Source organism: Kocuria sp. ICS0012 (genome assembly GCF_001665945.1).
Lineage (GTDB): Bacteria > Actinomycetota > Actinomycetes > Actinomycetales > Micrococcaceae > Kocuria > Kocuria marina.
Genome location: NZ_LZMM01000046.1, coordinates 159,409 through 173,139, shown reverse-complemented (window position 1 = coordinate 173,139; position 13,731 = coordinate 159,409). Strand labels below are relative to the sequence as shown.

Below are 13,731 nucleotides of genomic sequence, written 5' to 3'. Positions count from 1 at the left end.
TGACCACATGAGCTTGTTGCCCCGATCCCACGGCGGTCGCGGCTGGGTCTGGTTGGCGTGTGCGGCCGGGGTCGTGCATGCCGGATTCAGCCTCTACTGGGCTTTGGGCGGGCACTGGTTGCTGGACACCGTGGGGCAGTGGACGGTACGGCTGTCCTACGAGGCACCCCTGGCGGCCGGGCTGGGGCTGGGCATGGTTTCGCTTTTCAAGCTCATGGCGGCCGTCATTCCAGTGGCGGAAGCCTACGACAGGGTGCCCTGGCGACGGTTCTGGCGGGCCATAAGTTGGGTGGGTGCTGTGGTCCTGGTGGTCTACGGCGGGACCAACACGGTGATCAGCAATGCCGTGCTCATCGGGCTCATCCGCCCGGCCACCGGATACGAGCGACTAGCCATGATCGGTCACGCATGGTTGTGGGATCCACTGTTCCTGGTCTGGGGTGCCGCGCTGCTGATCCATCTGTGGCGGTCCCGGCCGGCGCGGACGCGCCCGCACGGCACACGTGAGTCACTTATCGGGAGGTGAACATCCGCACGAAGGAGACGACCGGGGAACCCACGCCGCCAACTGCGGATGACCACCACCCAGGCTTCTTCCCGATCTGCGGGCATGACCGCGTGTGACCCCGCGAACTGTTATGCCCCGAAGGAACTTCTAAGATGGCTCAGTGATGAATTCCGCCGCGCAGCCCTCGACCGAGCGACCCGTCACCGGCACTACCCGCACGGCCACCGCCCCCGCGGACGCGTCCGTCACTGCCGGGATTGCTGCCGTGGCCGGCGATGCCTGGCAGCGCATGTTCGGGGACACCCACAGCTCCGACCTCAAGCTCGCCATGGCCGCCTCGGGCACCGTGTTGAGCGTGTTCACTGTGGGGCACATGGCCGGGAACATGCAGGTCTACCTAGGCCGGGACCACTACAACGAATACGCCGAGTTCATTCGCACGGTGGGCGCGCCGGTGCTGCCCCGCAACTCCGTGCTGTGGGTCGTGCGTATCGGGTTGATCGGAAGTGCTGCGACCCACGTGTTGGCCGGAACCGAGCTCACGCTGCGGGCCATGAGCGCCGAGGGCCGCACGGTCGCTGATGCGCTCCGGCCGATCACGTGGCGGGTGGGCGCCGCCGCTCAGAAGATACGGAACGGTTTCCCCACCGCGCCTGCCCCGAGCGGGACGCAACGGTACCGGAAAGCGGCGTTCGACGGAGCCTTCCTGGCCAGCCACTTCGACCGCCACGCGCCACGTCAGCGTCCCCGAGGCCGACGCCGCTCCGTCCCCCGAATCATCGCCCGCTCGATGCGCTCCACGGGCGCGGTGCTCGGACTGTTCACGGTGTACCACGTGCTGGACCTGACGGCGGGCGCCCGGCCTGCTGCTTCCGTAAGCCACACCCACGGTGACGCGTACGGCAACCTGGTGGCGAGCCTGTCCCGGCCGTCCGTGGCGGTGTTCTATACGGCCTCGATGGCCGCGCTCGCCGGACACATGATCCATGGCCTGCGGACCGCCGCGATGGACACCGGGGTGACCGGAACCGCCCGACGGGTACGACAGGTGGACACGATCGCTAAGGCCGTGGGCGGCGTCGTCGCCCTGGGGAACGTGAGCATTCCCGTGGCCGTACTGACCAAGGTGGTGCGCTGATGCTGTTGACCGTTCACGTGTGGCGCCAGGCGGGCGAGGACGAGCCCGGTGGCTTCGAGACCGTCCACCCCGTGCAGGCCCGCGAGGAGATGAGCGTGCTCGAATTGCTCGATGCCGTCAACGAGACGCTCGAGCGCCAGGGTGCAGAGCCGGTGAGCTTCGACGACGGCTGTCGCGAGGGCATCTGCGGCAAGTGCGGCGTGACCGTGGACGGCGTGGCCCACGGGCCGGAGAAGAACCGGGCCTCGTGCACGCAGTCGCTCAGGGCCTACCGGGACGGGGACGAGATCTTCATCGAGCCCCTGCGCGCGGGAGCGTTCCCGGTCAAGAAGGACCTGTCCGTGGACAAGAAGGCCCTGCGGCGCGTGGCCAAGGAGGCCAAGTTCCCGGTCGCGATGAAGGCATTGAACACCGCTGGGTGCATCAGCTGCGGCGCGTGCGTGGCCGCGTGCCCCAACGGCTCGGGCCAGCTCTACGTGGGCACGCTGCTCAAGGAACTGCCGCCGCTCGCTAAGACGCCCGAGGAACGCGACGAACGCTCGAGCAAGGTGCTCGACGCCGCCGAGCACGAGTTCGGCCCGTGCTCCCTGCTGGGCGATTGCACGGGGGTCTGCCCGGCGGGGCTGCCACTCGAGAACCTCACCGCGGTGGCGCGGGAGAACCTGCGCCGGAAGGACCCCGAGAAGTACGGCTGAGTTCCGCCCCGAAGCCAGCGAGCTCACCAGCAGTCGGCGACCCCGCAGGCGGGAAGTTCACCGCTTTCACCGCGGGCCCCACCGACCGGGGGCCTAACCGCGGACGGGCGGGTCAGCCCTTGCGCCACCGGGGAAAGGGCAGCCGCAACGGCCCGGCGGGACGCGCGGTGGTGCGGGCCGCCGAGCGTGAGTCCTCGACCACCGTGGCATCCGGGATCCTGCGGGCCAGAGAACGCTGGAACCTGTTCTGTAGCGTGACCTTCGCGGCGGGGCACCCGTGGCGCGCGCCCTCTGAATCAATCGCACCCGCTTTCGGGTGGCTGCGATCCGCACGGTTTGGTCCGTCACCCACGCGCGCGACACAATAGACGCACCATCCCGAGCGGCCGAGAGACCTGGATCCATGACGCCGCAGCAACCCGCAGTGCTCGGCCAACTGCACGGTGCTACCGCCAGGACCGATGGAGTGCTGCGCGGCCCCGGGCAGCTGTCGGACGGGAGCCGTACCCGGCCGACGAGGAGGACATCCATGGCCGAGCACCAGTTCGGTTTCCGCACCCGCGCCCTGCACGCCGGCGGCACCCCGGACGCCGAGCACGGCGCCCGCTCCGTGCCCATCTACCAGACCAGCTCGTTCGTCTTCAAGGACGCCGACGACGCCGCCAACCTGTTCGCGCTGCAGAAGTACGGCAACATTTACTCGCGCATCGGCAACCCCACCGTGGCGGCCCTGGAAGAGCGCATCGCCTCCCTCGAGGGCGGGATCGGGGCGGTCGCCACGTCCTCCGGGATGGCCGCCGAGTTCATCACGTTCGCCGCGCTGTGTGGCCAGGGTGACCACGTGGTGGCCTCGTCCCAGCTCTACGGCGGAACGGTCACCCAGCTGGACGTGACCCTGCGTCGCTTCGGTGTGGAAACCACCTTCGTCCCCGGGACCGAGCCCGCCGACTACAAGGCCGCGATCACCGAACACACCAAGGCCGTGTACACCGAGCTCGTGGCCAACCCTTCCGGGGAGATCGCGGATCTGGAGGGGCTCGCCGCGGTGGCCCACGAAGCAGGCGTGCCGCTCATCGTGGACGCGACGCTCAACACCCCGTACCTGTGCCGCCCGTTCGAGCACGGCGCGGACATCGTGATCCACTCGATCACCAAGTTCCTGGGCGGGCACGGTAACACTCTGGGCGGCGTGGTGGTCGAATCCGGCCGCTTCGACTGGGGCAACGGGAAGTTCCCGGCCATGACCGAACCGGTTCCCTCGTACAACAACGTGACGTGGTGGGGGAACTTCGGTGAGTACGGGTTCCTGACCAAACTGCGTTCGGAGCAGCTGCGGGACATCGGGCCGTCCTTGACCCCGCAGGCCGCGTGGAACCTGCTGCAGGGTGTGGAGACCCTCCCCCAGCGCATGGACGCCCACGTGGCCAACACGCAGGAGGTCGTGCAGTGGCTCGCCACGGATCCACGCATCTCCTACGTCAATTACGCGGGACTCGAGGGCCACCCCCACCACGAACGCGCGCAGAAGTACCTGCCCCACGGCATCGGATCCGTTTTCGCCTTCGGTGTGGCCGGCACGGACGAGTTGAGCGGCCGTGAGGTGGGCGCCCGATTCATCGGGAGCCTGCAACTGGCCTCACACCTGGCCAACATCGGGGACGCCCGCACCCTTGTGCTGCACCCCGCATCCACGACCCACCAGCAGTTGAGCTCCGAACAGCTCGCCGCGGGCGGGGTCAAGGAGGACCTGATCCGGATCTCCGTGGGTCTCGAGGACGCCGCGGACATCCTGTGGGACCTGGACCAGGCACTGAGCGCAGCCAGCGGTAGGAACCGGGACGGCGGCGTCGTCGCCCCCTCCGCCGCGCTCACGGACGCGGCGCGCACCACCCTGGACCAGGACAACAGTGCGGCGGCCTGCGCGCTGCCCGGAGCCGAAGGAGAATAGGTATGAGCACGCAACGCACCTGGGTGGGCCCCAGCGCCCCCGAACGGCTCGGCATCCTCCGAGGCACGCGCTCGATCGCGATCGTGGGGATGTCCAACAAGCCGTCCCGTGCGAGCTACTTCGTGGCCACGTACCTGCAGTCGTCGAGCCCGTACCGCGTGTACTTCGTGAACCCCGTGCTGGACGAGGTGCTGGGCCAGAAGGCCTACCCGTCGCTCGCGGAGCTGCCCGAGGTCCCGGACCTCGTGGACGTGTTCCGCAAGGACGCGGACCTGCCCGACGTGGCTCGGGAGGCCGTGGCCGTGGGCGCCAAGACCCTGTGGCTGCAGCTGGGCTCGTGGAACGAGGAAGCGGCGGCCATCGCGGAGGACGCCGGGCTGGACGTGGTGATGGACCAGTGCGTGAAGATCGAGCACGCGCGCTTCCACGGCGGTCTTCACCTGGCCGGGTTCAACACCGGAGTGATCTCCTCGAAGCGCCAGGTCCTGGCCTGAGACCGGGGCGCGACGGCGCCGGCGCGCCGCTGCCGACGCCGCTGACCGGCCACCCCCGCTGACGCCCGCACCGGAAATCGAATTTCTAGTGGAGTAAAAACAGATTTGGGCGCGAAACCCTGCTTTTACTCAGTTAAATCGCGAGGGCTATCGGCCCTGCGAGTGCGGGTCGCTCAGGGTGGAGTGCACCACGGGTGACCCCATTCGTCCACCTCGAAGCGCGAGTAGTCACCCATGGGGGCGTCGAACGATCCCGCCTCCCCGGAGCACACCAGGACCTCCTGCTGCGGGGCGTCGTCGCGGACGGCGTCCTAACCGGCCACCAAGCTCTCGAGATCTGCCTGCCACTGCTGCGTCACGGGGTGCGCCCTTCGTCGAATGCTCCACCTCCGCGTATTCCGCCGACCCCTGAGTCGGGAGGTGTCGGCATCATCACGTCACGGGCAGGCCGCTGCCACGTGGCGCGGACGAGCCCACTCCCTATGCTTGACCAGTGGAGAAGACCTGGAATGTGGTCCGAGCCACATGAGAACCGTCCGACCCCCGAGGAGTTGCTCCCGTGTCCGCCAAGAAAACCCTGCAAGTCACCCTGGCCTTCGTGGGCCTGCTGGTGGGTGCCGGTTTCGCCACCGGTCAAGAAGTCATCCAGTACTTCATCTCGTTCGGTGTCTGGGGGCTGGCCGGCGCGGTGGTCTCGGGGATCCTGATGATCGCCGCGGGTGCCGTGATCATCCACATCGGCAGCTACTTCCTGGCGGACGAGCACCGCCGGGTCTTCCGGTCCGTGTCCTCTCCCGTGGTGTCCCGGTTCCTGGACATCGCGGTGAGTCTGACCCTGCTGGCCATGGGCATCGTGATGCTCGCCGGCGCGGGTTCCACACTGGAACAACAGTTCGGGCTGCCCGCGTGGATCGGTTCGGCCATCATGGTGGTGCTCGTGATGGTCACGGGGCTGCTCAACGTCAACAAGGTCACCAACATCATCTCGGCGGTCACCCCGGCGATCTTCGTGGCCGTGATCGTGGCGTTCGGTTACACCCTGACCAAGCTCCCCGTGGATCTCGGATCGCTGCACGAGCTCGCGGTGCAGGCGGGCTCCCCCGTGAGCCCGTGGTGGCTGTCCGCGATCAACTACACGTGCATGGCCCTGATGCTGGGCGTGTCCATGTCCCTGGTGATCGGCGGCAACGCCCTCAACCCGCGCGATGCCGGCTGGGGCGGGCTGCTGGGCGGCGTGGTCTACACCGTTCTTCTGGCCATGAACGCCTTCGCCCTACTCGTGAACTTCGATGCCGTGGGCGGCTCCGAGGTGCCCATGCTCCAGCTCTTCCAGACCATGCACCCCTGGGCCGCACTCGGGATGGTTGTGGTGACGTTCGTGATGATCTACAACACGACCATCAGCATGTTCTACGCCCTGGGTCGCCGGGTCACCGTGAACCACCGCCACCGCTACGTCCCGATTTTCCTGGGCCTGTGCGCGGTGGGTTACGTGGTGAGCCTCGTGGGCTTCGGCACCCTGATGAGCGTGGTCTACCCGATCATCGGGTACGTGGGCATGGTCCTGGTGGTCGTCATGCTGTGGTGGTGGTTCCGTCACCGCGAGGACATCAGCGTGGAGGCCGGGCGCCGCAACCGAATCCGCGCCCTGCTGACCAAGCGTCGCGCGCAGGACAAGGAGTTCTCCGAGTTCAACGAGCACCAGCTCCGGGACGCGGCCCACGATTCCCCCGCGGACGACGACGCCCTCACCGGCGCGATCGACACCCAGGTCCAGCAGGATCTCGCGGACGGCTCGGGCGATTCCCCGAGCCCCTCGCCCGAGCGCGGCTGAGCGCAGCCGTCGAGCGGCCCCCGCGAGCGGCGTCGTCCGCGCGCGCCGCGCACAGACGACGACCTGCGCGCGGGGACGCGTGCGGCGTCGTCGCCCCTGCAAAGAGCCGGGGACGACGACGCCGCGTACGGGTCGCTCTCAGGGGCGCGCCCCGTTCTTCTGGTTGGCGCGCTGTTCCCAGAACACGGGGAGTGTGACGGTGTCCGTGCCGTCCCAGGCGGAGAGACCGGTGATCCCGGGGACGTCCCCGGCCTTGAACACGGGCTCCACCCCGGCCTTGCGCTGTTCCATGTAGTTGGCCAGCACCTTGGCGGCGACACCCGCGAGCATGCACAGCGCGATGAGGTTCAGCGTGGCCATGAGGGCCATGAACAGGTCCGCGAGGGACCACACGAGGTCCAGCGCGAGCATGGCGCCCAAGAACACGCACACGAGCACGGCGAAGCGGTAGATGTTCATGGCCGCACGGGACTTGGTCATGAAGCGGATGTTGGACTCGCCGTAGTAGTAGTTGCCGATCACCGAGGACCACGCGAACAGGAAGATCGCCACGGTCAGGAAGTGCACGGCCCAGTCACCCAGCTGCATGCCCAGGGCGCTCTGCGTGAGGGAGGCACCCTGGCGCTCGTCGCCGAACGTGGGGTTGGAGAGCAGCACGATGAACGCGGTGATCGAGCACACGAGCATGGTGTCGAAGAACACCCCCAGGGACTGCACGAAGCCCTGCTTGGCCGGGTGGGAGATGGACGCGGTCGCACCGGCGTTGGGCGCGGAACCCATGCCGGCCTCGTTGGAGAACAGACCGCGCTTCATGCCCTGGATGATCACACCGAGCACGCTGCCCGTAACGAACTCACGGATGCCGAACGCACCCTCCACGATCATGAGCAGCATGCCGGGGACCGCGGTGATGTTCAGGACCACCACGAGCAGCCCCAAGACCAGGTACAGCACGGCCATGACGGGGACCAGGATCTGCGTCACGGAGGAGATGGAGCGGATGCCGCCGAAGATCACGGCCGCGGTGATGACCACGAGCGCGAGACCCAGGACCACACGCATCCACATGCCCTGGCCGTTGGTGATGTCCACGTCGAAGGACCCGCTCACGGCGTCCACGATGGAATTGGACTGCACGGAGTTGAACACGAAACCGTAGGTCACGGTGATGATGACCGCGAACAGCAGACCCATCCAGCGCTTGTTGAGCCCGCGCTCCATGTAGTACGCGGGACCGCCCACGTAGCCGTCGCCGGTCTTGACCTTGTACAGCTGCCCCAGCAGGGACTCCACGAACGCGCTGGCCGCGCCGATCGCGGCGATGACCCACATCCAGAACACCGCGCCGGGCCCACCCAGGCTGATGGCGATGGCCACACCGGCGATGTTGCCCGTGCCCACGCGAGCGGCCGCGGAGACCGTGAACGCGCGGAACGAGGAGATGCCCTTCCGGCCGTTCTCGGCATCACCGGGCGGATCGGTGAGCACCCTGAACATCTCGGGGATCCCGCGTAGCTGAATGGCCTTGGTGCGGATGGTCAGGTACAACCCCACACCAATCAGGATCGCGAAGACGACGTACCAGATGTAACCGCCCAGCGTTCCCACGAGTTCTGTCAACGCATCCATGTGATTCCCCGGAATTCTGCCTCAAGACGGTTCCGGCCGCTGCGCGATGGGCAGCGGGGAACCGGGTGACTGACGTGTGCTGTTGCACTGATCTAGGTCACAGTAGCGGAAACAGGGCCCCGTGTGAGTGTCAGCGGGACGTGTCAGGGCCCTGGTGCCCCGGGCCCTGGTGCCCCGGGGGCGGCGTCGGGGCACCGTCGGTGGAACCCGGCCCCGGGGCCCGATGCAGGGACGCCGTGGACGTGGTGGACCCGGAACCCGTGGAGTTCTCCCGGCCCACCGGGCGGAACGCGCCCACCGCGGGCCGCTCCGCGAGCACCGGGAACGCCCCCGTGAAGCCCTCGCGTTCGGCGGCGATCTCGCGCACCCTGCCCCGCACCATGAACCACCCGATCACCAGGACCGGGATCAGCACCAGGGAGGACGCCAGGGTGAAGGTGCCCACGGGGTAGTCCACAGCCATCAGCACAAGGACCCCCGCGAGGAAGAACATGGTCAGCCAGTTGGTGAACGGCGCCAGCGGTGCCCGGTAGGTCGGGCGGTTGTAGAAGCCCTTCCGCGCCAGGGAGACGTATCGCTGGTGGGACAGCGAGATCGCGGCCCAGCCCGCCATGGTGCCCAGTGCCGCGAGGTTCAGCACGATCTCGAACGCCTGCTCCGGGACCACGAAGTTCAGCCCCACGCCGAGCACGGCCACCCCGGCGGTCAACAGGATGCCGCCGTAGGGCACACCGGACGCGGACAGCTTGCCCGTGAACCTCGGGGCGGAACCGGCCTGCGCCATGGAATGGACGATGCGCCCGGTGGAATAGAGGCCTGCGTTGAGCGAGGACAGCGCCGCGGTGATCACCACGAGCTGCATGATGGGCCCCGCCGCGTCCACGCCAATGGACGAGAAGAACGTGACGAACGGGCTCTCGGTGGCGCTGTAGGCGGTGTAGGGCAACAGCAGGCACAACAGCAGGACGGAGCCCACGTAGAACACCGCGATCCGCAGGATCACCGTGTTGATGGCCCGGGGGATGACCTTCTCCGCGTTGCGGGTCTCCCCGGACGTGGTGCCCACGAGCTCGATGCCGGCGTACGCGAACACCACACCCTGCACCACGATGAGCGCCGGCAGCACGCCGGACGGAAAGAGGCCCCCGTTGTCCCGGATCAGGGAGAACCCCACCTCGGAACCGGTGGGCGTGCCAAACAGCACGAAGAACGTGCCGATGACCAGGAAGACCACCAGGGCCAGGACCTTAATCAGAGAGAACCAGAACTCCAGCTCGCCGAACACCTTGACCGAGACCAGGTTCAGCGACACCACTAGGACCACCACGATCAATGCGAGGATCCACTGCGGGATCCCCGCCACGAACGCGCTGTACTGACCGAACCACTTGATGTAGATCGCGATGGCCGTGGCATCCGCGACCGCTGTCATGGCCCAGTTCAGCCAGTACAACCACCCGGAGACGTACGCGGCCTTCTCGCCGTAGAACTCACGGGCGTAGGAGACGAACGAACCGGAGGACGGCCGGTGCACCACGAGTTCGCCCAGTGAGCGCAGGATCAGGTAACCGAAGAAACCGCACACCGCGTACAGCAGGAACAGGGACGGACCGGCCTGCTCCAAACGGCCACCGGCGCCCAGGAACAGCCCGGTCCCGATCGCGCTGCCGATCGCGATCATCTGCAACTGGCGGGCGCCCAGCCCCTTGTGGAACCCCGCCGTCTCGTCCTCGAAGCGCCGCCGCAGGATGTGTTTCTCCTGGGCCTCGGTCAACTGCGGGCCGTTCTGGGACATACCTGTTCCCTTCGTCCTGACCGCCCGGGTCGGACCGTCCTCAGTCCTCCACGACGCGCACTGCGCCCTTGTCCGCGGAGGTCACCATGGAAGCGTACGCCCGCAGCGCCTTGGACACGCGACGTTCACGCGGCTTGGTGGGCTTCCAGGGGGCGTCACCCTTCTCCTGGCGACGGCGCGCGAGCTCGGCGTCGTCCACGTTGACCCGCAGCACGCGGTTCTCCACGTCGATCTCGATCTCGTCACCGTGCTCGATGAGACCCACGGCACCGCCGGCCGCGGCCTCCGGGGAGATGTGGCCGATCGAGATCCCGGAGGTGCCCCCGGAGAAGCGGCCGTCCGTGATGAGCGCGCACTTCTTCCCGAGCCCCAGGCCCTTGAGGTAGCTCGTGGGGTACAGCATCTCCTGCATGCCCGGTCCGCCCTTGGGTCCCTCGTAGGCGATGACGACGATGTCCCCCTCCTTCACGTTCTTGGAGAGGATCTCGTGCACGGCCTCGTCCTGGGACTCCACCACGAAGGCCCGGCCGGTGAAGTGGAACAGGTCGGGGTCGATCCCGGCGGTCTTGATCACCGCGCCGTCCTCGGCGATGTTGCCGAACAGCACGCAGAGCCCACCCTCCTTGGTGTAGGCGTGCTCCACGGAGCGGATGCAGCCCTCGGCGGCGTCCACGTCGTGGTCCTCGTACTCGTTGGCCTGCGAGAACGCCTGGGTGGTGCGCACGCCGCCCGGTGCCGCCAGGAAGAACTCCTTGGCGGCGTCGGATGCCTTGCCCGAGCGGATGTCCCACTCGTCCAACCACTCGCCCATGGTCTGCGAGTGGACGGTGTGGACGTCCTCGTTCAGCAGCCCGCCGCGCCGCAGTTCACCCAGGATCGCGGGGATGCCGCCCGCCCGGTGGACGTGCTCGATGTGATACTTGGTGGAGTTCGGCGCCACCTTGGCCAGGCACGGGACCTTCCGGGACAGCGCGTCGATGTCCGAGAGATTGAAGTCCACCTCGGCTTCCTGCGCGGCGGCCAGGATGTGCAGCACCGTGTTGGTGGACCCACCCATGGCGATGTCCAGGGCCATGGCGTTGCGGAACGCTGCCTTGGTGGCGATGTTGCGGGGCAGCACGGAGTCGTCGTCGTGCTCGTAATAGCGCTTGGCGGATTCCACGATCCGCCGCCCGGCCTCCAGGAACAACCGCTTGCGGTTCACGTGCGTGGCCAGCGTGGTGCCGTTGCCGGGCAGGGACAGACCCAGCGCCTCGGTCAGGCAGTTCATGGAGTTGGCGGTGAACATCCCGGAGCACGAACCGCACGTGGGGCACGCGTTCTCCTCGATCTGGGCCAGCTGCGTGTCCGTGACGGACTCGTCCACGGCCAGGGCCATGGCGTCCACGAGGTCCACGCGGTGCTCCACCACGCCCTCCACGCCCTCGCCGGATTCCATGGGGCCGCCGGAGACGAAGACCACGGGGATGTTCAGGCGCAGCGCGGCCATGAGCATGCCGGGGGTGATCTTGTCGCAGTTGGAGATGCACACCAGGGCGTCCGCGCAGTGCGCGTTGACCATGTACTCCACGGAGTCGGCGATGATGTCCCGGGAGGGCAGGGAGTACAGCATGCCGTCGTGGCCCATGGCGATGCCGTCGTCCACGGCGATGGTGTTGAACTCCTTGGCCACGCCTCCGGCCTCGCGCACCGCGGAGGCCACGAGCTCCCCCATGTTCTTCAGGTGCACGTGACCGGGGACGAATTGCGTGAAGGAGTTCGCGATCGCGATGATCGGCTTGCCGAAGTCTTCGCTGCCCATGCCGGTGGCGCGCCAGAGGGCGCGGGCACCCGCCATGTTCCGACCGGTGGTGGACGTTGCTGAACGTAGCTGCGGCACTGTGACCCCTTCCCGAAGGCTGGACCGGGATGTGGACGAGGCGAAATGCGCCGTTCTCCCGGCAAAAAGTGTTCCCTCCAGGATACGCGTGACCCCGACACAGTTTTCACATAGCAGACAGCAGTCTCACCATTCGGGACGAGGGGACGACGACGCCGCCGTCCGTCCCGCGCGCCCCGGACCCCGGCGCCGTCGTCCGCCGAGCGCGCACCGGGCCCGTCCCTAGACTGGGAGGACGGCACAACCGCGAGGGAGCAAGACGCAGATGGGCAAGCACAAGAACACACCGTGCATGGACGACGGCGTGGACTTCGCCGTGGAACTGGACCGGGCGCAGGACCCCCTGGTGATGACCCTGGACATCGGCTCCACCGCCACGCGCGGCTCCGTGCATGACGCCACCGGGACACCCGTGCGCGGGTACCGCCACAAGATCCCCCACGCGTTCACCACCGCGGCGGACGGCACCTCCGTGATCGACCCGGACCAGGTGGTGGACGAGATCCGCGAGATCCTGGACGTGGTGTGCGACCGGAAGGAGCTCGCGGGGCGGGTGCGCGGCGTCGGCCTGGACTCCTTCGCGTCCTCCCTGGTGGGTGTGGACGCGAAGGGTGACCCCGTGACCGAATGCTTCACGTACGCCGACTCACGGTGCGCGCCGCAGCTGAAACAAATGCGCGAGGAACTCGACGAACGGCAGGTCCAGCAGACCGTGGGCGCGCGCCTGCACACGAGCTACCTGGCCCCGCGGTTCCGGTGGCTCGCGGAAACGCGCCCCGAGGACTTCGAGGCCGCAGAGCGCTGGCTGAGCATCGGCGAGTACGTGTGGTTGCGTCTGCTCGGCACCACCGCCGCGGGTACCGCGACCGCCGCGTGGACGGGGCTGCTCAACCGCCGTTCGGGCAACTGGGATCGGCGGATGCTCAAGGCCGCCGGCATCACCGCGGACGCGCTCTCCCCGGTCCTCGAACCCCACGAGCCGCTGCCGGACGTGGATCCCGATCGCACCGCGCGTTGGCAGGGGCTCGCGGACGCGCAGTGGTTCGCGCCCGTGGCGGACGGGCTGTGCGCCAACCTGGGGGTGGGCGGATCGGACGAGCACACGATCGTCGCGTCTGCGGCGACCTCCGGCGCCATGCGGGTCCTGCTGCACCACCGCCCCCAGGACATCCCGCCGGGGCTGTGGTGCTACCGCATTGACTCCTCCCGGTGCCTGCTGGGCGGCGCCCTCAACGACGTGGGCCGCGCCGTGAGCTGGTTGCTCGACACCCTCGCGCTCGACGGCGTCGTACTCGACGAGATCGCCGCCGCGGATCCCTCCCCCGACACCCCCGGGGTGCTCCCCTTCCTGACCGGCGAACGCTCCACCGGGTGGGCGGGCAGTGCGCGGGCGGTGTTCGCAGATGTGTCAGCGTCCACGGATGCCTCCGCTATGGCGCGCGGGATGCTGGAGGGGATCGCTGGTTCCTACCGGAGGGTGTCGGACGAGCTGGAACGGGCCGCCACGGACGTGGAGCGGATCGTGGCGGCGGGCCGGGTCACCCAGGAGTTGCCGTCCTGGTTGCAAATCCTGGGCGACTACCTGGGCACCCCCGTGATCCACCAGACCATCAAGCGGTCCACGTGCCGCGGCAATGCCCTGCTCATGCTGGAGTCACTCGCACCGGACGTGGAGTGCTCATCCCCGGAACCCGCGGGGACGTACACCCCTCGCGATTCCGCGCAGGAGTACTACCGGGGTGTCCACGACCGTTTCGAGCGGCTCTACGGGGCGGCGGTGGAGGGCTCGTGAGCCCCGTCCATGTGCCGTC

At 68.1% G+C, this 13,731-nt stretch carries 10 protein-coding genes and 1 riboswitch; of the genes, 7 read left to right on the top strand and 3 right to left on the bottom strand.

Annotation, left to right across the window (positions count from 1 at the left end):
• Nucleotides 1-7 precede the first annotated feature (7 nt).
• From A5728_RS07985 to A5728_RS07960, 6 genes are all read left to right on the top strand, one after another.
• Nucleotides 8-526, top strand: coding sequence for a DUF3995 domain-containing protein (locus A5728_RS07985; RefSeq protein WP_064846526.1), 519 nt, complete (start codon nucleotides 8-10; stop codon nucleotides 524-526).
• A gap of 145 nt (nucleotides 527-671) precedes the next feature.
• Nucleotides 672-1,646 carry a succinate dehydrogenase cytochrome b subunit gene (locus A5728_RS07980; RefSeq protein WP_064846525.1) on the top strand — a complete coding sequence of 325 codons (975 nt, stop codon included), beginning with the start codon at nucleotides 672-674 and terminating at the stop codon, nucleotides 1,644-1,646.
• The gene (locus A5728_RS07975) at nucleotides 1,646-2,341 is read left to right on the top strand and encodes a succinate dehydrogenase/fumarate reductase iron-sulfur subunit (protein WP_064846524.1); all 696 of its coding nucleotides are present in this window, start codon (nucleotides 1,646-1,648) and stop codon (nucleotides 2,339-2,341) included. Before A5728_RS07980 ends, A5728_RS07975 begins: the two co-directional genes overlap by 1 nt.
• A gap of 370 nt (nucleotides 2,342-2,711) precedes the next feature.
• A riboswitch (SAM riboswitch) is annotated at nucleotides 2,712-2,809 on the top strand.
• A 61-nt stretch (nucleotides 2,810-2,870) separates the two neighbouring features.
• On the top strand, nucleotides 2,871-4,289 hold the full coding sequence (locus A5728_RS07970) for an O-acetylhomoserine aminocarboxypropyltransferase/cysteine synthase family protein (RefSeq protein WP_064846523.1): 1,419 nt from the start codon (nucleotides 2,871-2,873) through the stop codon (nucleotides 4,287-4,289).
• Between the two features lie 2 nt (nucleotides 4,290-4,291).
• On the top strand, nucleotides 4,292-4,783 hold the full coding sequence (locus A5728_RS07965; protein WP_064846522.1) for a CoA-binding protein: 492 nt from the start codon (nucleotides 4,292-4,294) through the stop codon (nucleotides 4,781-4,783).
• 559 nt (nucleotides 4,784-5,342) lie between these two features.
• Nucleotides 5,343-6,617 (top strand): hypothetical protein, encoded by a 1,275-nt coding sequence (locus A5728_RS07960; RefSeq protein WP_064846521.1) that lies wholly within the window; start codon nucleotides 5,343-5,345, stop codon nucleotides 6,615-6,617.
• A 138-nt stretch (nucleotides 6,618-6,755) separates the two neighbouring features.
• Here the strand turns inward: A5728_RS07960 and A5728_RS07955 are convergent, their stop codons facing one another.
• From A5728_RS07955 to ilvD, 3 genes are all read right to left on the bottom strand, one after another.
• On the bottom strand, nucleotides 6,756-8,246 hold the full coding sequence (locus tag A5728_RS07955) for a sodium:alanine symporter family protein (RefSeq protein WP_064846520.1): 1,491 nt from the start codon (nucleotides 8,244-8,246) through the stop codon (nucleotides 6,756-6,758).
• Between the two features lie 130 nt (nucleotides 8,247-8,376).
• Nucleotides 8,377-10,041, bottom strand: a complete 1,665-nt coding sequence (locus A5728_RS07950) for an amino acid permease (protein ID WP_082943328.1) — start codon at nucleotides 10,039-10,041, stop codon at nucleotides 8,377-8,379.
• A gap of 40 nt (nucleotides 10,042-10,081) precedes the next feature.
• Nucleotides 10,082-11,920 carry a dihydroxy-acid dehydratase gene (gene ilvD / locus A5728_RS07945; protein ID WP_064846519.1) on the bottom strand — a complete coding sequence of 613 codons (1,839 nt, stop codon included), beginning with the start codon at nucleotides 11,918-11,920 and terminating at the stop codon, nucleotides 10,082-10,084.
• A 265-nt stretch (nucleotides 11,921-12,185) separates the two neighbouring features.
• Between ilvD and A5728_RS07940 the strand changes: the two genes are divergently transcribed.
• On the top strand, nucleotides 12,186-13,712 hold the full coding sequence (locus A5728_RS07940; RefSeq protein ID WP_064846518.1) for a gluconokinase: 1,527 nt from the start codon (nucleotides 12,186-12,188) through the stop codon (nucleotides 13,710-13,712).
• Nucleotides 13,713-13,731: the final 19 nt, after the last annotated feature.

Bases quoted from the DNA above. Each gene is read 5' to 3' on its own strand.
- A5728_RS07985 (WP_064846526.1), top strand. From the start codon at position 8: ATGAGCTTGTTGCCCCGATCCCACGGCGGTCGCGGCTGGGTCTGGTTG.
- A5728_RS07980 (WP_064846525.1), top strand. From the start codon at position 672: ATGAATTCCGCCGCGCAGCCCTCGACCGAGCGACCCGTCACCGGCACT.
- A5728_RS07975 (WP_064846524.1), top strand. From the start codon at position 1,646: ATGCTGTTGACCGTTCACGTGTGGCGCCAGGCGGGCGAGGACGAGCCC.
- A5728_RS07970 (WP_064846523.1), top strand. From the start codon at position 2,871: ATGGCCGAGCACCAGTTCGGTTTCCGCACCCGCGCCCTGCACGCCGGC.
- A5728_RS07965 (WP_064846522.1), top strand. From the start codon at position 4,292: ATGAGCACGCAACGCACCTGGGTGGGCCCCAGCGCCCCCGAACGGCTC.
- A5728_RS07955 (WP_064846520.1), bottom strand. From the start codon at position 8,246: ATGGATGCGTTGACAGAACTCGTGGGAACGCTGGGCGGTTACATCTGG.
- A5728_RS07950 (WP_082943328.1), bottom strand. From the start codon at position 10,041: ATGTCCCAGAACGGCCCGCAGTTGACCGAGGCCCAGGAGAAACACATC.
- A5728_RS07940 (WP_064846518.1), top strand. From the start codon at position 12,186: ATGGGCAAGCACAAGAACACACCGTGCATGGACGACGGCGTGGACTTC.